This window comes from Pseudomonas sp. Q1 (assembly GCF_009935975.1).
In the GTDB taxonomy this organism is placed as follows: Bacteria; Pseudomonadota; Gammaproteobacteria; order Pseudomonadales; family Pseudomonadaceae; genus Aquipseudomonas; species Aquipseudomonas palleroniana.
The window spans coordinates 63,667-83,210 of the sequence record NZ_QODI01000013.1 but is presented as its reverse complement, the minus strand read 5'-3'; the positions used below and the strand labels follow the sequence as shown (position 1 = coordinate 83,210).

At 59.9% G+C, this 19,544-nt stretch carries 20 protein-coding genes; 2 read left to right on the top strand and 18 right to left on the bottom strand.

What is annotated here, in order from left to right; translation table 11 throughout:
* Positions 1 to 16 precede the first annotated feature (16 nt).
* A complete protein-coding gene (locus tag DK870_RS20790; protein ID WP_060756261.1) occupies positions 17 to 1,225 on the bottom strand; it encodes an acetyl-CoA C-acetyltransferase in 1,209 nt (402 codons plus the stop codon).
* 646 nt (positions 1,226 to 1,871) lie between these two features.
* Here DK870_RS20790 and DK870_RS20785 point away from each other — a divergent pair.
* Entirely contained in the window at positions 1,872 to 2,678 is an 807-nt protein-coding gene (locus tag DK870_RS20785) for a cytochrome c (RefSeq protein ID WP_161549544.1), read from the top strand.
* Positions 2,679 to 2,789: 111 nt separating this feature from the next.
* Here DK870_RS20785 and DK870_RS20780 read toward each other — a convergent pair whose 3' ends face one another.
* From DK870_RS20780 to DK870_RS20715, 14 genes are all read right to left on the bottom strand, one after another.
* Complete coding sequence (locus tag DK870_RS20780) at positions 2,790 to 3,596, bottom strand: transglutaminase family protein (RefSeq protein ID WP_060756263.1); 807 nt, start codon at positions 3,594 to 3,596, stop codon at positions 2,790 to 2,792.
* On the bottom strand, positions 3,593 to 4,543 hold the full coding sequence (locus tag DK870_RS20775; RefSeq protein WP_104994570.1) for an alpha-E domain-containing protein: 951 nt from the start codon (positions 4,541 to 4,543) through the stop codon (positions 3,593 to 3,595). Before DK870_RS20775 ends, DK870_RS20780 begins: the two co-directional genes overlap by 4 nt.
* A gap of 4 nt (positions 4,544 to 4,547) precedes the next feature.
* On the bottom strand, positions 4,548 to 5,957 hold the full coding sequence (locus tag DK870_RS20770; RefSeq protein ID WP_060756265.1) for a circularly permuted type 2 ATP-grasp protein: 1,410 nt from the start codon (positions 5,955 to 5,957) through the stop codon (positions 4,548 to 4,550).
* Between the two features lie 394 nt (positions 5,958 to 6,351).
* The gene (locus DK870_RS20765; RefSeq protein ID WP_060756266.1) at positions 6,352 to 6,693 is read right to left on the bottom strand and encodes a ribonuclease E inhibitor RraB; all 342 of its coding nucleotides are present in this window, start codon (positions 6,691 to 6,693) and stop codon (positions 6,352 to 6,354) included.
* Between the two features lie 213 nt (positions 6,694 to 6,906).
* Positions 6,907 to 7,143: a hypothetical protein gene (locus DK870_RS20760; protein WP_060756338.1), complete on the bottom strand. Its 237-nt coding sequence runs from the start codon at positions 7,141 to 7,143 to the stop codon at positions 6,907 to 6,909.
* 103 nt (positions 7,144 to 7,246) lie between these two features.
* Positions 7,247 to 7,852 carry an START domain-containing protein gene (locus tag DK870_RS20755; protein ID WP_060756267.1) on the bottom strand — a complete coding sequence of 202 codons (606 nt, stop codon included), beginning with the start codon at positions 7,850 to 7,852 and terminating at the stop codon, positions 7,247 to 7,249.
* 41 nt (positions 7,853 to 7,893) lie between these two features.
* Positions 7,894 to 8,148: a YkgJ family cysteine cluster protein gene (locus DK870_RS20750; RefSeq protein WP_060756268.1), complete on the bottom strand. Its 255-nt coding sequence runs from the start codon at positions 8,146 to 8,148 to the stop codon at positions 7,894 to 7,896.
* A gap of 162 nt (positions 8,149 to 8,310) precedes the next feature.
* Positions 8,311 to 8,784, bottom strand: a complete 474-nt coding sequence (locus DK870_RS20745) for a translation initiation factor 2 (RefSeq protein ID WP_161549543.1) — start codon at positions 8,782 to 8,784, stop codon at positions 8,311 to 8,313.
* A 104-nt stretch (positions 8,785 to 8,888) separates the two neighbouring features.
* The gene (locus DK870_RS20740; protein WP_060756270.1) at positions 8,889 to 10,328 is read right to left on the bottom strand and encodes a PLP-dependent aminotransferase family protein; all 1,440 of its coding nucleotides are present in this window, start codon (positions 10,326 to 10,328) and stop codon (positions 8,889 to 8,891) included.
* A gap of 184 nt (positions 10,329 to 10,512) precedes the next feature.
* Entirely contained in the window at positions 10,513 to 11,325 is an 813-nt protein-coding gene (locus DK870_RS20735) for an OmpA family protein (protein WP_090369149.1), read from the bottom strand.
* Positions 11,322 to 11,684, bottom strand: a complete 363-nt coding sequence (locus DK870_RS20730) for a DUF4398 domain-containing protein (RefSeq protein ID WP_104994573.1) — start codon at positions 11,682 to 11,684, stop codon at positions 11,322 to 11,324. Before DK870_RS20730 ends, DK870_RS20735 begins: the two co-directional genes overlap by 4 nt.
* A gap of 9 nt (positions 11,685 to 11,693) precedes the next feature.
* Positions 11,694 to 12,518: an ABC transporter substrate-binding protein gene (locus tag DK870_RS20725; RefSeq protein ID WP_161549542.1), complete on the bottom strand. Its 825-nt coding sequence runs from the start codon at positions 12,516 to 12,518 to the stop codon at positions 11,694 to 11,696.
* Positions 12,519 to 12,591: 73 nt separating this feature from the next.
* Positions 12,592 to 13,521 (bottom strand): electron transfer flavoprotein subunit alpha/FixB family protein, encoded by a 930-nt coding sequence (locus DK870_RS20720; protein WP_161549541.1) that lies wholly within the window; start codon positions 13,519 to 13,521, stop codon positions 12,592 to 12,594.
* A gap of 2 nt (positions 13,522 to 13,523) precedes the next feature.
* Positions 13,524 to 14,273 (bottom strand): electron transfer flavoprotein subunit beta/FixA family protein, encoded by a 750-nt coding sequence (locus DK870_RS20715; protein WP_014719538.1) that lies wholly within the window; start codon positions 14,271 to 14,273, stop codon positions 13,524 to 13,526.
* A 506-nt stretch (positions 14,274 to 14,779) separates the two neighbouring features.
* Here DK870_RS20715 and DK870_RS20710 point away from each other — a divergent pair.
* A complete protein-coding gene (locus DK870_RS20710) occupies positions 14,780 to 16,444 on the top strand; it encodes an electron transfer flavoprotein-ubiquinone oxidoreductase (RefSeq protein WP_060756274.1) in 1,665 nt (554 codons plus the stop codon).
* A gap of 63 nt (positions 16,445 to 16,507) precedes the next feature.
* On the opposite strand, the gene glyA is transcribed toward DK870_RS20710, so the two are convergent.
* The 3 genes from glyA to DK870_RS20695 all read right to left on the bottom strand — a co-directional run bounded on the left by glyA (position 16,508) and on the right by DK870_RS20695 (position 19,531).
* Positions 16,508 to 17,746 (bottom strand): serine hydroxymethyltransferase, encoded by a 1,239-nt coding sequence (gene glyA / locus DK870_RS20705; protein WP_090369146.1) that lies wholly within the window; start codon positions 17,744 to 17,746, stop codon positions 16,508 to 16,510.
* An 11-nt stretch (positions 17,747 to 17,757) separates the two neighbouring features.
* A complete protein-coding gene (gene thrC / locus DK870_RS20700) occupies positions 17,758 to 19,011 on the bottom strand; it encodes a threonine synthase (RefSeq protein ID WP_161549540.1) in 1,254 nt (417 codons plus the stop codon).
* A gap of 88 nt (positions 19,012 to 19,099) precedes the next feature.
* Positions 19,100 to 19,531: a Rid family detoxifying hydrolase gene (locus DK870_RS20695; protein ID WP_090369141.1), complete on the bottom strand. Its 432-nt coding sequence runs from the start codon at positions 19,529 to 19,531 to the stop codon at positions 19,100 to 19,102.
* Positions 19,532 to 19,544: the final 13 nt, after the last annotated feature.

Below are 19,544 nucleotides of genomic sequence, written 5' to 3'. Positions count from 1 at the left end.
GACGGGTTCCTTCGGCTCAGAGACGTTCGATGATGGTCGCGATGCCCATGCCACCGCCGACACACAGGGTGGCCAGGCCGTAGCGCTGGCGGCGTACTTCCAACTCGTCGAGCAAGGTGCCGAGGATCGCGCAGCCCGTGGCGCCCAACGGATGGCCCATGGCGATGGAGCCGCCGTTGACGTTGACCCGAGCGGGATCGATGCGCATGTCCTTGATGAACTTGAGCACTACAGAGGCGAAAGCTTCGTTGACCTCGAACAGGTCAATGTCTTCTACGCGCAGCCCGGCCTTGGCCAGGGCCTTGCGTGTGGCCGGGGCCGGGCCGGTAAGCATGATGGTCGGGTCGGTACTGGTGACGGCAGTGGCGACGATACGGGCCCGAGGTTGCAGCCCCAGTTCGCGGCCTTTGACCTCGGAGCCGATCAACATCAAGGCGGCCCCATCGACGATACCGGAGCTGTTGCCCGGCGTGTGCACATGGTGGATGCGCTCCACATGGCTGTAGACCCGCAGCGCAGTGGCATCGAAGCCCATTTGCCCGATCATTTCGAAGCTGGGCTTGAGTTTGCCCAGGCCATCTAAGGTGGAGTCGCCGCGGATGAACTCGTCATGGTCCAGCAGCACGATGCCATTCTGGTCCTGCACTGAAATCAACGATTTGCTGAAGGAGCCGTCTGCACGCGCCCTCGCCGCTTTCTGCTGGGACTGCAGGGCGAAGGTATCGACGTCCTCGCGACTGAAGCCTTCCAGGGTTGCGATCAAATCTGCACCGATGCCCTGGGGCGTGAAATGACTGTGCATATTGGTTTGCGGATCGAGTACCCAGGCTCCCCCATCGCTGCCCATCGGCACCCGCGACATGGACTCGACGCCGCCGACCACCACCAGGTCTTCGAAGCCTGAGCGCACTTTCATCGCGCCCAGGTTCACCGCTTCCAGGCCCGAGGCGCAGAAGCGGTTGATCTGCACGCCGGCAACGCTGATGTCCCAGTCCGCCACCAGCGCGGCAGTCTTGGCGATGTCGGCGCCCTGGTCGCCCACCGGGGTGACGCAGCCGAGGACGATATCATCCACCTGATGCGTATCAAGATCGGCGCGTTGCGCCAGCGCCGTAAGCAAGCCGGCCACCAGGTTTACCGGCTTGACGCTGTGCAGGGCACCCTCGGCTTTGCCTTTGCCCCGGGGCGTACGTATCGCATCAAAGATCAAAGCTTGTTGGGTCATGACGTCCTCGAACCGCTGTGCGTGTGTGCCTACCTTAGGCCCGATTGACACGGTTTCAATGACGGATGCGCTCATTGCTTTTGACCCCCTCGCTCGGACGAACGGTAGGTACCTAAGGGAAACCGCTGATTAATCGTTTTAGCGGTCTAGCCCTAGGGCTGGCGCGAAGATGGCGATTAGCCTCATGCCGTTTTAAGCTCAAATACTGCTTAGTTGATATGAAATGGATCTAAGCCGCGCAGAACAGGGGCTCTAAGGTTGAATCTGTAAGAGGCTGCTGCCGGGTTTTGCTGGAGCAGCTGTAAGAAAAGCGACACGTCATATCGGCATAGTGAAATTTTCCGGCACGCATTTGACGCTCAGGAATAACAACAAAAGGCAGTCAGCCATGTTCAAACATTCGAAAGTACGTCAGGCGGGACTCATTCTTTTCGCCACCACACTGATTCTGATCTTGCCCAATCTCACCAAGATTATCGGGTGACGGTTCAACCCTCGCATTCAGTGCACACGCAGCATCACGACTGCAGTTTTTGGCGGCACCTGCCGGGACATTGCGTATAGCGGTCCTGTGCAGGCGCTGCCGTTTTGCGTGCGATTTTCCGCTATTGTTGGGTGTCTTTGCCCATCACATCGAGCCCATATCGTGAAAACGATCGTCGCCCTATTCATTGCATTACTGACTCTGCCCGTCTCTGCAGCGCAATTGACCATCGAACTGGACCACACCAGCAAGACTTGGCAGACCGCCGAATTGCTCAAGCGCCCGGATGTACAGACGGTGCAGATCGTCGATGACGTTTCCTACAAACGCAATATGACCTACCGCGCAGTGCCACTAGCCGCCCTCCTACCGGGACTGAAAGCGGAAAACCATCTGCAAGCCGTCGCCCTCGATGGCTTCGCTGCCGAACTTGCCGCCGCGCCGCTTCTGCAAAACCACGGCGCCCGCGCCTGGCTCGCCATTGAGGACCCCGCCCACCCTTGGCCGGCGCTGGCGCAAGATAAACCGAGTGCCGGGCCGTTTTATCTGGTGTGGACCGATCCGCAAGCCGGCTCCATCAGCCCTGAGCAGTGGCCGTTCCAGATCTCCGGGATCAAGCAATTGAAGACCGTCGCCGAACGCTTTCCCGCCTTGCTGCCCGATCCGCAGCTGGCGGCGAATGACCCCGTGAACCAAGGCTTTGCGTTGTTCCAGGAAAACTGCCTGGCCTGTCACCGGCTCAATGGCGCCGGCGACGCCCAAGTGGGGCCGGATCTGAATATTCCCTACAACCCCACCGAATATTTCAGCGGGGATTTCCTCAAGCGCTATATCCGCGATCCCCAGAGCTTGCGGCATTGGCCACAGGCGAAGATGCCGGCTTTTGCAGCCAGTGTATTGCCCGATACTGAGCTGGATTTGCTGGTGGGGTATTTGAGGCATATGGCGGGGCGTAAACAACACCCCTGAACTTCGCGACAATGCCTATGTGGGAGGGGGCTTGCTCCCGATAGCGGTGGGTCAGCTAACAATAACTGACTGGCAACCGCCTATCGGGAGCAAGCCCCCTCCCACATTGCATTATTGCTGCTGGACAGCGATCACCGGGGCCGGCGCCATGCATAACACCTTGGCATGCATCTGTTCATGCCCGCCGCCCCGACGCATGCCGCGTACCGGGCAGGCATCCAGATAATCCAGGCCCACGGCCAGTTTCAAATGCCGCTCCGGCCGCGCCAGTTGGTTGGTCACGTCAAAGCTGTACCAGGCGTCATCCAGCCAGGCTTCAGCCCAGGCGTGGCTGGCCAGGTGCGTGCTGTCTTCGGTGTACAGATACCCCGACACATATCGCGCCGCAATCCCCAGGCTGCGTGCGCAGGCCAGGAACGCGTGGGTATGGTCCTGGCATACGCCTGCCCGCCCGGCGAAAGCCTCGGCGGCACTGGTGTCGACTGCGGTTGCACCCGGCGTGTAGACCATCGACTGGTTGAGCGCGTGCATCAGGTCGATCAACGCGCTGCGGTCGCGACGTTGCCGACAGTGCTGCTCGGCAAAGCTGCGCAACGCTTCGTCGGGTTCGGTCAGGCGCGTGCTGCGCAGGAACGGGAAAGCCGACTGGCTCTCGTGTTCAGCCTCGCGTAACTCATCGATATCCACCTGGCCACGGGCGCCGATGATGACCGCGTCGTGGGGTTCGTCCAGCGTCAACACATGCAGGATATTGCCGAACGGATCGACCTGTGCCCGCACCGGGCGTGGCAGGTCGAGCTGCCAACTGATGACGTGCTGGCGCTCGCTGTCATGGGGCGTGAGGCGCAGGTACTGGATACTGGCGCGCACCGGGTCTTCATAGTGGTAGGTGGTTTCGTGGCTGAGGGAGAGTCTCATGCGGCCTCCAGGTAGGAGCTGTAGATGGCGTCGCCCAACTGGCGGACCAAAGGGATAAAGTCGGTCAGCCAGGCGTGCAGGCCTTCCTCAAGGATTTCGTCGATGGCGGTAAAGCGCAGGCGTGCGTCCATTTCGGCGGCCAGGCGCTGGGCCGGTCGCCCGTTGAGGCCGGGCAGGCTGGCGAGGATCTGGTCGATCTCTTCGCTGCAGGCGCGCAGCGAGCGTGGGACATCAGCGCGTAACAGCAACAACTCGGCCACTTGCCGGGCGCCGGGCGCGTCGCGATAGATCTCGGTGTAGGCCTCGAACGACGATAACGCGCGCAGCAAGGCGCTCCACTGGTAGTAGGCGTGGGCTGTGCCGTCGCTGACGGCGGCGGCCTGGTCGCCGGCCATTTCATAACGTGCGTCCAGCAGGCGCAGGGTGTTGTCGGCACGCTCGATGAAGGTGCCCAGGCGGATAAAGCGAAAGGCGTCGTTACGCATGATGGTGCCGTAAGTGGCGCCCCGGAACAGGTGCGAACGCTCCTTGACCCACTCGCAAAACCGGCTCATGCCGTAATGGCTCAAGCCTTGCTGGGCGATGTCGCGGATATCCAGCCAGGTGGCGTTGATGTTTTCCCACATGTCGGCGGTAATTCGCCCACGAACCGCATGGGCGCTGGCCCGCGCGGCGCCGAGACAACTGTAGATGCTGGCCGGGTTGGCCGCGTCCAGCGCGAAGAAGTGCAGCAGGTGTTCGGCATGCAGTTCGCCGTGGCGTTCACGGTAGTCATCCAGGGTGCCGGTGATCAGCAACGGCATGGCCAGTTCATGCAGACCGTCACCGTGCCCGTCTTGAGGCATCAGCGACAGCGAATAGCTGACGTCGAGCATGCGTGCGAGGTTTTCCGCACGTTCCAGATAGCGCGACATCCAGTACAAATCCGAGGCAGTTCTACTCAACATGGCATCAGTCCTCGACCACCCAGGTGTCTTTGGTGCCGCCGCCCTGGGACGAGTTGACCACCAGCGAACCTTCACGCAGCGCCACACGGGTCAAGCCGCCGGGCACCACGCGGGTTTCCTTGCCGGATAACACGAAGGGACGCAGGTCGATATGGCGCGGTGCGATACCGTTTTCGACAAAGGTCGGGCACGTGGATAAACACAGCGTTGGTTGGGCGATATAGGCGTGGGGCTTGGCTTTGATGCGGGCGCGAAAGGCTTCGATTTCCGCCGCGGTAGACGCCGGGCCGACCAGCATGCCGTAGCCGCCGGAGCCTTGGGTTTCCTTCACCACCAAGTCCGGCAGGTTGGCCAGCACGTGGGATAGTTCGTCAGGCTTACGACACTGGTACGTCGGAACATTCTTCAGGATGGGTTCTTCATCCAGATAAAAACGGATCATCTCGGTGACGAAGGGGTACACCGACTTGTCATCCGCCACCCCCGTGCCGATGGCATTGGCCAGAACCACGTTGCCCGAACGATAGGCGGCGAGCAGGCCGGGCACACCCAGCATGGACTCGGGGTTGAACGCCAACGGGTCGAGGAATGCGTCGTCGAGGCGGCGGTAGATCACATCCACCGCCTTGGGGCCGTCGGTGGTGCGCATGAACACGCGATCATCGCGCACAAACAGGTCGGCCCCCTCCACCAGTTCCACGCCCATCTCGCGGGCCAGGAACGCATGTTCGAAGAATGCGCTGTTGAAACGCCCTGGCGTCAGCACCACCACGCTCGGGTTATCCAGCGGGCTTGAGCTTTTGAGGGTATCGAGCAGCAGGTTCGGATAATGATCGATCGGAGCAATGCGCTGGGCCGCGAACAGTTCGGGGAACAGGCGCATCATCATCTTGCGATCTTCGAGCATGTAGCTGACACCGCTCGGGGTACGCAGGTTGTCTTCCAACACGTAGTAAGTACCGTCGCCATCGCGTACGAGGTCGACGCCGGAGATGTGGGAATACAGATCGCGGTGCAGGTTCAGCCCCTGCATCGCCAGTTGGTATTGCTCGTTGGCCAATACCTGTTCAGCGGGAATGATCCCGGCCTTGATGATGCGTTGGTCGTGATACAGATCGGCGAGGAACATGTTCAGCGCCTTGACCCGCTGGATGCAGCCGCGCTCGACCGTGCGCCACTCGCTTGCCGGTATGCTGCGCGGGATTGTATCGAAGGGAATCAGGCGTTCGGTGCCCTGCTCGTCCCCATACAGGGTGAACGTGATCCCGGCGCGGTGAAACAGCAAATCGGCCTCACGCCGGCGCTGGGCCAACAGCTCGGCGGGTGTTTCAGCCAACCAGCGGGCGAATTCGCGGTAATGGGGACGGACCTGCCCTGCCCCATCGTACATCTCGTCGTAATAAGTGCGGATCATGCCGTACTCCTTGTCCCCCGGACGCAAGAACCTTCGCAAGGCCCGTGCCATCGGCATAAACACTTATAAATCAGTGAGTTGGATAAGCAGCGGAATCTAACCGCACCGTCCTGGTGCGCAGAATGCCCGCCGCCTTGCGTCACGCTTCATCCCAATGCGGGCTTTGGCTATCAACAGCATAGCCAGAGTTGATTTCATTGCCCGGCTGCCCCCAGGGATAATCGCCCCATCTGCTGAACTGCCTTCAGCGCTCCGCTCTTCCCTTTAGGCCACCCTTGTCGGGTGGCTTTTTTTTGAAGCTGAGAAAGTACCGCGCAAGTTCCACACATTTTCAGACGGCACAAACAAAATCGGCCGACCCGAAGGTCAGCCGATACGCTGAGACTCTATGCAGCTACATGGGTAATCCACGCACCTCCTGCTTCACGCCCCATCCCTCGATGATCCCGCCCAGCGGCTCGACCACCGCTTCAAAGTCTTGTTCGAAGTCTCCTATGCCGTCGTAGGTTGCGGACATGATTTTGCTCAGTTCCAAGTACCACGCGCCATCGTCGCGCGCGCTGACCTGGGCATTCAGCGATTCCCCACGAAATCGACCCGCAGCCCGGCGCGCCCGTTCCTCATCCGGGAAAATGGCGTAGAACTCGATGGGGTGAAAACGCGAGAAGTCAAAGCCGCCTTCTTTCATGCGGCGCAGAACATGGGTGCTGATATCTTCTTGATAGGCTGTGCTCATGAAACGTCCTCCTCAAACCGATGGATAGACTTTCCGTGCTTCCCGAAGCCTGCGCCCTACTGGCGCAGGTACTACGGCAATAACAACACCGCTGGAAAACAAGCATGTAGCTGACAAGACCAGACCTTAGCGATTCATTCGCTGATCTCGTTTGCAGAGTAGCGCGAAGCTATCACCTCTACCAGAGGGGGTTGAATGAGTTACAGGGATTGTTCAGGCAGCCGGAGAGATGTCGAGGATCTGGATGCTGTTCTGGTCTTTGAGGATCTTGACCGTAGGCTCAGGCTGGCGTCCTTCAAGGTCATTGAGGTCGAGCTCGGCGGCTACCGGCACCAGCTTGCTGCGAATCATGTGCGCCGCCTCTTCGAGGCTGGGCTTTTGCGTGCAATCGAACTGCTCTACGGACTTCACGCCGTGGTCATCAACAAAGGTAATCTGCCACTTTTGCATCGGTGCTTCCTCGATAAAACCCAAGTGTGGGCTCACATCCATCTGGACCTTGAGGGCTTGGCAAATGTTCCACTCAAGGTCGCAGGCACCTGATCGGCTGTGCTTATTTTTCAGCGTGTTCTTTCAAGGCTTTCAAGGTCTTGAACGGGGCGTCCACCACGAACTTGTTGGCCAGCCACGACGGCACGCTGCCGCCAGGCTCGGTGTGCACCTGGTAGGTCACTTCGGTCTGGTTGTCACCTTTGGGAACGAGCTTCCAGAAGCCATCGACCTGGGCGACTCGAACGTAGCCTTTTTCTTCAGGCTTGTAGGTTGGCACACCTTCCAGTTTACGTGTCAGCGTGCCGTCGGCCGCCTTGGTCGTCGTGATATGCAGGTAGGAATCGCGGTCAGTCACCGGGAACGGGGCCTTGAATTGGGTGTAGGTCCAGCTTTCGTCACCTTTCTTATCGACCAGCTTCTGCGATTTGCACTCATGGATCCATGAGCAGGCGCCCGCCACGTCTTCTTGCAGAGCCTGGATCTTGGCGACTGGGGCCTTGATCACGGTGACACCGCGATAAGCCTTGTACTTGGAGCCGGCAATTTCGCTCAAGGACACTTTGATACCGTCTTCGTCCTTGGCAACCTGCCAGTCTTCCGCCTGGGCAGTGGCAGCGAACAACACTGTAAAACCGCACAACACAGCCATTCGTTTCAGTGAACCCATTGTTGTATTCCTTATTGTTGAAGTTCCAATAGTAAAGCCCATCAAGCCGCCGTCATCTGCTCCCACCAGCCAATCAGCCGGATCGCATCGGCCTGGTCGTTGCCGCAGACTTCGATATCCGCCTTGAAATCACTGCACACCGCCGGGCGCTCCGGGCGGCCGAACAGCAGGCATAGCTGTTCGACCGACAAGTGCACACAGCGTTCTCCCGCAGGTTTGCCGTTGGGCATTCCCGGCAGCGGTGAACTGATGGAGGGGGCGATGCAGCAAGCGCCACAGCCTTCACGGCATTTCATGACCAACAGGTCCTCGACGGCTCAATAGGGATGGCCGGGCTAGATTACGCCCTAAAACAGCCGTTTTAAAATGGTCCAACAGGGGTTTTTCGCGCAAAACAAAAGTGACTGACCAGTCTGCGACAGATGGTCGAGGGCAAGCGTCACGTGCGAGGGAAAAGTTTACTGCTTGAATTCGAAATCCAGCGCTGCGCCTTCCACTTCACGCCGCTCTTCATTGCGCAATTGCAGCTTCATCTCGTTGCTGAGCAAGCGGCCGTTGATCTGGAACGCGCTGTTATCGGTTGGCTTTTCGCCAAACATCGGTGGCAACAATGGCACGCTCTTGGGCTTGGGCATGGTGCCGATCGGCTGCAAGTGCCGCACCATATCCGTAGGTAAAGACAGGTCCAACTGTGCCGGTGGCAACTTGGTCTGGGCCACTTCGTGGGCCGACTTGGATTTGCTGGCGATCGGCGCACGCTTCTTCACGGGCGCGGCTTTCTTTTTGGCGGGGGTCGTTTTTTTCGCTTGAGTCTTCTGCTGTGCCTGGGCGGCGGGCCTGGTTTCAGTCACGGGCGACGCGGCCAGCACGGCGCCGACGTTACACAGGATCAACAAGCCAATCATCCAGACAGCGCGAAAAATAGAGGTCATATCGCCAACAGCATTAACGGCAGAAAGCCATATGCTCGCTTGTTGTGCATTGCATGACAAGCGCGGTGATCAGCCATGCAGGCGAACTGTCCCCTTTCTACGCCTCAAAAGCCTGCCGCCGTTTCCTGGCATAACTGGCTGGCAAGCATGCCAAGGGTCATCAGTGCCCGCTCGGCCTCGCGATTCCACGGCGTCCCACAGTTGAGGCGAATACAGTGGTTGAACTGTTCCGTATTACTGAAAATCACCCCAGGTGCAATGCTGATGCCCTGTTGCAAGGCACGCACGTGCAGTTCCTGGGTATTGACCCGCCCCGGCAAACTGACCCACAGGATAAAGCCGCCGGTTGGGCGGGTCATTTGCGTGCCTTCAGGGAAATACTGCTGCACGGCCAGCTGGAACGCGCTGAGATTCTTACGGTATTCCTGGCGGATGTAGCGCAGATGCCGGTCGTAACCACCGTTCTCCAGGTAAGCGGCAACGCCCATCTGGGTGACGCTGCAGGCGGAATGGGTGCTGAACATCTGCAGGCGCTGGATTTCCTGCTGGTACTTGCCGGCGATCATCCAGCCGATTCGCACACCGGGCGATAATGTCTTGGAAAAACTTGAGCAGTAGATCACTCGATCCAGGCGGTCATAGGCTTTGAGGGCCTTGGTGCGACCGACCTCGAACATCAGTTCGCCGTAGATATCGTCTTCGACAATCTGGATATCGAAATCCGAGGCCAGGCGCAGTAACTGCTTCTGCCGCTCTTCCGGCATGGTCGCGCCCAAGGGGTTGCTCAGGCGGGTGGTCAATACCAGGGCCTTGATCGACCATTGGTTCGCCGCCAGTTGCAGGGCTTCCAGGCTCATGCCGGTGGCGGGGTCGCTGGGGATCTCGATGACCTTGAGGCCCAGCAGATCGGCCAGTTGCAGCAACCCATAATAAGTGGGCGATTCAGCCGCGATCAGGTCGCCGGGCCGCGTGAGCACACGCAATGACATCTGCAAGGCATCCACACAGCCGTGGGTGATCACCACTTCGGAGGGGTCCACCACGACGCCGGCGTCGCGCATGCGAATCGCCACCTGGCGGCGCAGCGGTTCGAAACCGGGGCTGAACATGTAGCTGAACGCCCGCGGGCTCTGGAAGCGCGTGACCTTGGCCAACTGCTGGTGCAGTGCGCGTACCGGCAGGTAGTCGACGCTCGGCACCGCAGCGCCCAACGGGAATACACCTTCGCGGCGCGACTCGACCAATACCTGCTGAATGATGCTGCTGCGGGTGACCAACCCTGGGCGCTCGACCCGTGCGATGTCCGGCGTAGGCGCCGTCAGCGCAGGTGTCTGGTGCACGTAGTAGCCCGACTGCGGCCGCGCGCGGATCAGCCCCTGGTCTTCCAGGTTGGCGTAAGCCTGCAACACGGTGGCATGGCTGACGTTGAGCTGGGAGCTCATCTTGCGCACCGACGGCACGCGCTCTCCCGGCTGATAAACACCGCGCCGGATGTCCTCAGCCAGTTGCTGGGCAATACGTTGGTAAAGCAACAGATTGGTCATGACGCAGCACTCGATTTCACGGGTATTTTATTTTTGTGTGAAACATACCGGCACAGTTTAGAAGTGTACGGGGACAGTTGCCACAATAGTCGAGCGCAGGCGGGAGTGACAGCAAAAACTGTAGGGGGGTGTCGCGTGTAGGAGCGAGCAAGCTCGCTCCTACAGTTTCATTGGAGGCGAGTTCTCAGCGAGCGGCGCCCAGTTGGCCCTTTTCGTCCGAAAATACAATTTCCACCCGGCGGTTCAGCGCGCGGCCACGCTCGGATGCATTGGCTTCCACCGGGTACTGGTCGCCGTAACCCTCGACCTCGATACGGTTGTCATCGATACCCAGGTCAATCAACAGGTCTGCCACCGATTGGGCACGGTCGCGGGACAGTTTCAGGTTCTCCTGCTCGCCCCCGGTGTTGTCGGTGTAGCCCTCGACGCGCACCCGACGCTTGGGGTTCAGTTGCAGGAACTGCACAATTTTCAGCACTGTACGGCTGGCCGAGTTCTGCAGTTCAGCTTCGCCGGTATCAAACAGCACATCCCCCAGGGTCATCACCAGGCCCCGGTCCGTCTGGGTGGTGAGGCTGGCGATCTGTGCTTCAACCCACTTGCCCTGCTGCTGCACGCTGGCCAGTTTATTTTCCCGCAGGGCCAATTGCAGGCGCTGGCGTTCCAGTTCGAGCTTGGTGCCGCGCTCGGCGTTGAGACCCTGCTCGGCATGCTCACGGGCGATCGCGCTGTAGCGTTGGCTCAGGTAAGCGTAGTGCACCACGTCGGCACCGCTGCCCCAATAACTGGACAGGCGGTCGGCGCGAGCCAGGGACTCACCAGCACGAATCACGTCTTTAGGCGCGAAACGCAGCACATTGGCGTCTTCCTTGACCTTCTGGAAGTCACTGCCGGCCTGCTGCAACGCCTGCTCGCTGTTAGGCTGGCTGGCACAACCACCCAAGGCGGCACTGCCCAGCAACAGAGCACAACTCAAACCACGGATGATCGGGCTCATTGGGCTTCTCCCAACTGCAATTGCTTGCGCAGGCGAGTGATGCGGGTGTTGAGCACGTTCAGTTGCTCCTGGCTTTTGCGAGTCAGAATCCGCGCTTCGGCGAGGCGCGCGTCCAGCTCGGCCTGTTCGGCCTGCATGCGCGCATCCTTATAGGATTGGCCAGCCATATCAGCCTTGGCCTTGGCGAATTTGTCTTCAGCCAGTTTCAGGTCAGGTGATTCATCGGTATTGGCACCCACGGCGCTGGCTTGTTCCAAGGCTTGCTGGGTGAGGCGAATCTGTTCATTCGGCGCAGGATCAGCGGCACATCCCGCCAAAGCGACAACGGCAAGGGCCGCGAAAAAAGGTCGAAGAGTCACGGTAAATCCTTACTTTGCTGAGGTGCCGACGGGTTGCTGCAGTTGCGCTTTCCAGCGCTCAAGATTGCGCTGCAGCGCGGTGTGCGCGGTGTGCGCGACGTCGGACGTGGGCAATTCTGTCATCTTTTTGGCCAGCTGTCCGCGCAGCCACGGATCATTGCAGGCCGAGTTATGGGAAACCGCCAAGTACAATCCGGGCTGGTCGACCGGGGTTTCGCGTGCAACCAGATCGTTGCTCATGCCCAGACTCTGGGCCATGGCCATCCCGGAATAGCGCCCGGCAATGACGTAGTCCACTTCTCCGAGCAGCAACTTCTGGAAGGCCGGCGTCAGGCTGGGCAAGCGTTGCAGGTTCAACTGCTGGCCCGCGAACGTTTCCAGGCCTGCACTCAGGCGGGCACGTTCCGACACCGCGCCTTTATAGCCGTGCAGGTCGGCGGCCGAGGTGTAGACCAGGGGCGAGTCCTTGCGGGTCCAGACCAGGTAATCGATCTGCACCAACGCCGGGTGGATGTAATCAAGGGTTTCCAACTCGCCCAGGTTCAGCGGCGCATCGGCAAGCAGGTCCATGCGCCCGCTGCGCACCTCATCCAGGGCCAGGGAGCGTTTGCCGCCGTAGAGCAGGTCGATTTTCAGGCCAAGGTCCTTGCCGACTTGTTGCAGCACGTCGGCGGTGGCGCCGATCAGGTGCGTCGGGTCCTGGGGATCGCGCCACAACAAGGGCGGTGCGTCCGGGCTGCCAGTAATCACCAGACGCTCACACTTGCCGGCGGCCAGCGCCAGGCTTGGCAGCAGCGTGAGGCCCAGCAGTACCACCCAGGGGCGCAGTTGCATGGCGAAGCTCTCCGAATAGTCAAAAAAAAGCCCGGTCACAAGGACCGGGCTCTTTATAAGTGAAGCCGCTGGATTAGACCAGCTTCTCCAGCTCAGGCACTGCTTCGAACAAGTCCGCCACCAGGCCGTAATCAGCCACCTGGAAGATCGGGGCTTCTTCGTCCTTGTTGATCGCAACGATCACTTTGGAGTCTTTCATACCCGCCAAGTGCTGGATCGCACCGGAGATACCGACGGCGATGTACAGCTGCGGCGCAACGATCTTGCCGGTCTGGCCGACCTGCATGTCGTTGGGTACGAAACCTGCGTCGACGGCAGCGCGGGAAGCGCCGACCGCCGCGCCCAGCTTGTCGGCCAGGGCGTACAGGTGCTTGAAGTTGTCACCGTTCTGCATGCCACGGCCGCCCGAAACGACGATCTTGGCAGCGGTCAGCTCAGGACGGTCCGACTTGGCCAGCTCTTCGCCAACAAAGCCGGAAGTGCCGGCGTCGTGGGCAGCGGCAACGGCTTCAATCGCAGCCGAGCCCCCTTCTGCGGCAACCGGGTCGAAACCGGTGGCACGCACGGTGATGACCTTGACCGAGGCGTTGGACTGTACGGTCGCGATAGCGTTACCGGCGTAGATCGGGCGCTTGAACGTGTCAGCGCTTTCTACCGAGATGATCTCGGAGATCTGGTCAACGTCCAGCTGCGCGGCAACGCGTGGCAGGATGTTTTTGCCGTTGGAGGTCGCGGCAGCCAGGATGTGGCTGTAGCCCTTGCCCAGTTCTGCGACCAGCGGAGCAACGTTTTCCGGCAGCTGATGCGCGTAGGCGGCATTGTCAGCGTTCAGGACTTTGCTCACGCCCGCGATTTTCGCGGCGGCTTCAGCTACGGCACCAGCGCCCTGGCCTGCGACCAGTACGTGGATATCACCACCGATTTTCGCAGCGGCAGCCACGGTGTTCAGAGTGGCCGGGGCCAGCACTTTGTTGTCGTGTTCAGCGATTACCAAGATAGTCATGATTAGATTACCTTCGCTTCGTTTTTCAGTTTCTCGACCAGTTCAGCCACCGACTTGACCTTGATGCCCGCGCTGCGTGCAGCCGGTGCTTCGACTTTGACAGTCTTGTTGGTGGAGGCGGTGGAAACGCCCAAAGCATCCGGAGTCAGCGTTTCAAGCGGCTTCTTCTTGGCTTTCATGATGTTTGGCAGCGACGCGTAGCGCGGCTCGTTCAAACGCAGGTCGGTAGTGACGATGGCCGGCAGTTTCAGGGAAACCGTCTGTGCACCGCCGTCGATTTCACGGGTGACCGCTACGCTGTCGCCGCTCACTTCGACTTTGGAGGCGAAGGTGCCCTGGCCGTAACCGGTCAGTGCAGCCAGCATCTGGCCAGTTTGGTTGTTGTCGCTGTCGATGGCCTGTTTGCCAAGGATCACCAATTGAGGCTGTTCCTTGTCGACAACGGCCTTGAGCAACTTGGCAACGGCCAGGGAAGTCAGCTCTTCAGCGGACTCGACCAGGATGGCGCGGTCGGCGCCCAGTGCCAGGGCAGTACGCAACTGCTCTTGAGCAGTGGTCGGGCCGATGGAAACCACCACGATTTCAGTCGCCACGCCTTTCTCTTTCAGGCGCACGGCTTCTTCCACGGCGATTTCGCAGAAAGGGTTCATCGACATTTTGACGTTAGCGAGGTCGACGCCGGAATTGTCCGCCTTGACGCGAACTTTCACGTTGTAATCGACAACGCGTTTGACAGCTACAAGAACCTTCATGGATTCCTCGTTACTCTCCGGTGAAAAGAAAGTCGCCTAGGCGAACCTGGCGGTTGATGCTCATCGGCACACAAGGGCACCTCCAAAGACGGCAGAGATGGCACGACAATGGGATAGCGATGACCGTTCGTCAGTGGTGACCGGGAGGTCATTCTTTATCGCAGCGTGTAAACTGCGCGCCATCGCTGAGGCACGCTTCACCTTTCCTGCCTTTGGACGTGCTCTTGAAACCTGCAGTCTGCCTACGGTAAGCGCAAAACCGACCGTATATTGACCGGAACGCCTATTCTGGTCAATACGCCAAAATAGCCTGTCATAAGCCGCGTTGCTTTGATTTACCTAGCTTCCAAGCAATTCAAACAAACGTTTGTATTGGACGCTGACAGTGGTCTATATATAATGCGCCACCTAGAGAGCAAGGTGGGTCAGGCCTAGGCGCCAGACGTCACCGAAACCTCCACCCATTAGAAAAAAAAGCCTGTTGAGCCTTGAGTAGGAGATAGCCTGTGGAACGCGAATACATGGAATTCGACGTGGTCATCGTCGGCGCCGGCCCGGCGGGCCTGTCTGCCGCCTGCCGACTGAAGCAGAAGGCCACCGAAGCCGGTAAAGAAATCAGCGTCTGCGTGGTCGAGAAAGGCTCCGAAGTCGGCGCCCACATCCTCTCCGGTGCCGTGTTCGAACCACGTGCCCTGAACGAACTGTTCCCGGACTGGAAGGAACTCGGTGCCCCGCTCAACACCCCCGTGGTGCGCGATGACATCTATGTACTGCGCAGCCCCGAAACCTCCACCAAGGTGCCCGACTTCTTTGTGCCCAAGACCATGCACAACGAAGGCAACTACATCATCTCCCTGGGCAACCTGTGCCGCTGGCTGGCCCAGCAGGCCGAGAACCTGGGCGTTGAAGTCTACCCAGGCTTCGCCGCCCAGGAAGCGCTGTTCGACGAAAATGGCGTGGTCCGCGGGATCATCACCGGCGACCTCGGCGTCGACCGCGAAGGCCATCCGAAAGAAGGCGTGTACACCCCAGGCATGGAACTGCGTGGCAAGTACACGCTGTTCGCCGAGGGTTGCCGTGGCCACATCGGCAAGCAACTGATCAAGCGCTTCAACCTGGACAGCGATGCCGACGCGCAGCACTACGGCATCGGCCTGAAGGAAATCTGGGAAATCGACCCAGCCAAGCATCAACCTGGCCTCGTGGTGCACACCGCCGGTTGGCCGCTGGACATCATGAGCGCCGAAAACACTGGCGGCTCGTTCCTCTATCACCTGGAGAACAACCAGGTGGTTGTCGGCCTGATTGTCGACCTGTCCTACAGCAACACCTTCCTGTCGCCCTTCGATGAATTCCAGCGCCTCAAGCACCACCCGGTGCTGGCCCAATACCTCGAAGGCGGCAAGCGCATCAGCTACGGCGCCCGTGCCATCTGCAAAGGCGGCTTGAACTCGCTGCCGAAGATGGTCTTCAAAGGTGGCGCGCTGATCGGTTGCGACCTCGGCACCCTGAACTTCGCCAAGATCAAAGGCAGCCACACCGCGATGAAGTCCGGCATGCTCGCCGCCGACGCCGTGGCCGACCGTCTGTTCGCCGAATCCGAAGGCGGCGATGAACTGACCGCTTACGTCGACAGCTTCAAGTCCAGCTGGCTCTACGAAGAATTGTTCGCCAGCCGCAATTTCGGCCCGGCGATGCACAAGTTCGGCCCGATCCTCGGTGCCGGCTTCAACTGGTTCGACCAGAACATCCTGGGCGGCAAAATGCCGTTCACCCTGCACGACACCAAGCCGGACTACGCCTGCCTCAAGCTCGCCAAGGACAGCAAGAAAATCGACTACCCGAAACCCGACGGCAAGCTGAGCTTCGACAAGCTGAGCTCGGTGTTCATCTCCGGTACCAACCACGAAGAAGAGCAACCGTGCCACTTGAAGCTCAAGGACCCGAGCATCCCGATCGGCACCAACCTGCCGCTCTACGATGAACCGGCGCAACGCTACTGCCCGGCGGGCGTGTATGAAGTGATCACCCAGGAAGACGGTGAGAAGCGCTTCCAGATCAACGCCCAGAACTGCGTGCACTGCAAGACCTGTGACATCAAGGACCCTTCGCAGAACATCACATGGGTAACGCCGGAAGGCGCGGGTGGGCCGACTTACCCGAATATGTAAGCCAGCCGCATAAAAAAGCCAACGCCCTTCGGCGTTGGCTTTTTTTATCAGCGCAACAAAGTATCAGCGCAACAGATACACCGGAAAACATTCACACAAATGCATCACCCGGCGCCGAGTCTTATCCAGCAGCGCCGCGTTATTGGGCTGCTCCAGCAAGTCAGCGATAAGGTTCGCCACTTCGGCGCACTCCGCTTCGCCAAAGCCCCGAGTGGTCAGCGCCGGCGTGCCGATGCGAATGCCGCTGGTGACCGCCGGTTTCTGCGGGTCATCAGGGATCGCATTCTTGTTCAGTGTGATGTGGGCGCTCTCCAGCAACGCCTCGGCATCTTTGCCGGTGATGTTCATCGAGCGCAGATCGAGCAGGAACATATGGCAATCGGTGCCACCGGACACCACGCGCAAACCACGGCGCGTGAGAATGCCGGCCATGGTGCGGGCGTTGTCGATCACCCGTTGCTGGTAGTGCCTGAACCCATCGCTCAACGCCTCATTGAACGCCACGGCCTTGGCGGCGATGACATGCATCAGCGGCCCGCCCTGATAAACGGGAAAAATGGTCTTGTCGAGCAGCGCCGCGTATTGCGCCTTTGCCAGGATCAAGCCGCCGCGCGGACCACGCAAGGTCTTGTGGGTGGTGGAGGTGATGAAATCGGCGATACCGACGGGCGATGGGTACACCCCTGCCGCGATCAACCCGGCGTAGTGCGCCATATCCACCATCAAGTAGGCGCCGACTTCGTCGCAGATCTTGCGAAAACGCTGGAAATCGATGGTTCGCGAATAGGCAGAAGCCCCGGCGATGATCAACTTCGGTTTGTGTTCTCGGGCCAGCGCTTCCATCTCGGCGTAGTCGAGAGTCTCGGTTTCACGCTCCAGGCCGTAGGAAAACGCCCGGTAGAACTTGCCCGAAAAATTCACCGAGGCGCCGTGCGTCAAGTGACCGCCATGGGCCAGGGACATCCCCAGGATAGCGTCGCCCGGTTCAAGCACCGCCAGAAACACGGCCTGGTTCGCCTGGGACCCGGAGTGCGGCTGGACGTTGACGTACTCGCAATTGAACAGTTTGCGGGCGCGCTCTATGGCCAGGTTTTCGATCTCGTCGACAACGCCGCATCCGCCGTAATAACGCCTGCCCGGGTAGCCCTCGGCATATTTATTGGTGAGCACCGAGCCCTGGGCCTGGAGCACTTCGTCGCTGACGTAGTTTTCTGACGCAATCAATTCCAGGTGGGTTTCCTGACGGTTGCGCTCACGCTCGATCAGGCGGGCTACGGCGGGGTCAAAATTTTGCAGGCTCATGCTGTGATTCCTCAGGTGAACTCGTCGGCCAGTGCCGCAGGTACGGAATGCGACTGCGCCCGTGACGGGGTTCTGGCCGAGTCGGATAGAAAAATGGAGGTGTCTTTCAAGCCGCTGCCGGTGATCAGGATCACGGCAGTTTGCGCAGTGCCGGGATTCTCCTCGGCATATTTGAGCAACCCGGCGAACGCGCTGGCGGCGCCCGCTTCGGGAAACACCCCGGTACTGGCGGCTAGCCGGGAAGCGGCGGCAACAATGCTCGGGTCACTGACGCAAATGAACTCACCCTCGCTGGCGGTTACCGCACGCAGGGCTTTGAGACGGTCGCGCGGCAGGGCTACGTTGATGCTGCTGGCCAGGCTGGTGGGGGGAATGCGTTCTACCTGCTGCATGGGCTGGCCACTGCGCCAGGCGCGGTACATGAAATTACTGTGCTCGGCCTGCACGCCGATCAGGCGTGGAATACGCTCAATCCAGCCCAACTGCAGCAAGTCGAAAAAACCCTTGTAGACCGAGCCGAGAATGCAGCCATTACCCACCGGCACGAACACCAGGTCCGGGACTTGCCAGTTGAGCTGTTCGCACAGCTCGAACGCTACGGTTTTCTTGCCTTCGCTCATGTACGAATTGATTCCGGTGGTGCGGTTGTACCAGCCGTGGGTTTCGCAGGCGTCAAGGCATTGCTCGAAGGCTTCGTCGTATTGGCCGTCCACCAGCACAATCTCGGCGCCGTAGCCTTGCATCTGCGCGAGCTTTTCCCGGGGTGCAGTCTTGGGCAGATAAATCACATTGCGCAGGCCCAGGCTGGCGCTCATTCCGGCCAGGGCCGAAGCGGCGTTGCCGGTACTTGCCACCGCGATGGTGCGTGCGCCGGATTGCATGGCGTGGGCCACAGCCAGGGCACTGGCGCGATCCTTCAGCGACCCGGTGGGCTGGCGGGATTCATCCTTGATAAAGACTTTGATCCGCGACCCCTTGCCGAGCAGCTCCGGGCGCGAATACAGCGGCGTGTTCCCCACCAGTAACGGCGGAATGAATTGCGTCGAACTCAATGGCATCAACCGGTCATAGCGCCACATGCCACGGGCATGATCGTGGGCCAGACGGCCCCTGGACCATTCGCGTTTGAGCGTCGGGTAGTCGTAAAGCGCATCGAGCGCCCCTTCAGTCTTGCAATGAGGGCAGTAATAGCTGACCTCATGCGGCTGGTAGCTGCGATCACACACCAGGCACTGCAACACATACTCTCTACACGAATGATTCATAGCCCCCTCCTGAAAGTATGACGTGCGGGTGGTTCCCGCCGAAGCCGGCCCCTTTGGGCCGGCGGGCACTTCACGGACGCAAGGTGTTTCAGACCACCATGATCGCGTCGATGGCAACCAGGGTATTGCGTGCCAGGGCACTGGCGCCGGCAGTCGTACGGGCTGGATACGGTTTGGTGAAGTACTCCTCCATCACCCGGTTGAGCGTCGGAAATTCGCTCAGGTCAGTGATGAACGCCGTGACCTTGACCACATTCGCCAAGGTGCCACCCGCCGCTTCGGCCATTTGCTGCAAGTTGTCCAGGGTCTGGCGCAACTGGCCTTCGAAGTCCTTGGCCAGCACCTCATTGTTCAACGCCGAGACCGGGGTCTGCGCCGAGAGGTAAATGGTTTGCCCTTGACTGACCTTGATACCCTGGGAATACGTCCCCAGTGGCAGCGGCGCCTTGTCAGTGAAAATCACGTTGTCTTCGCCCAGGAAAGGCTTGGCGACAGGCTGGAGCTGAGCATTTGTCTGCATGGTGACGTTCCTT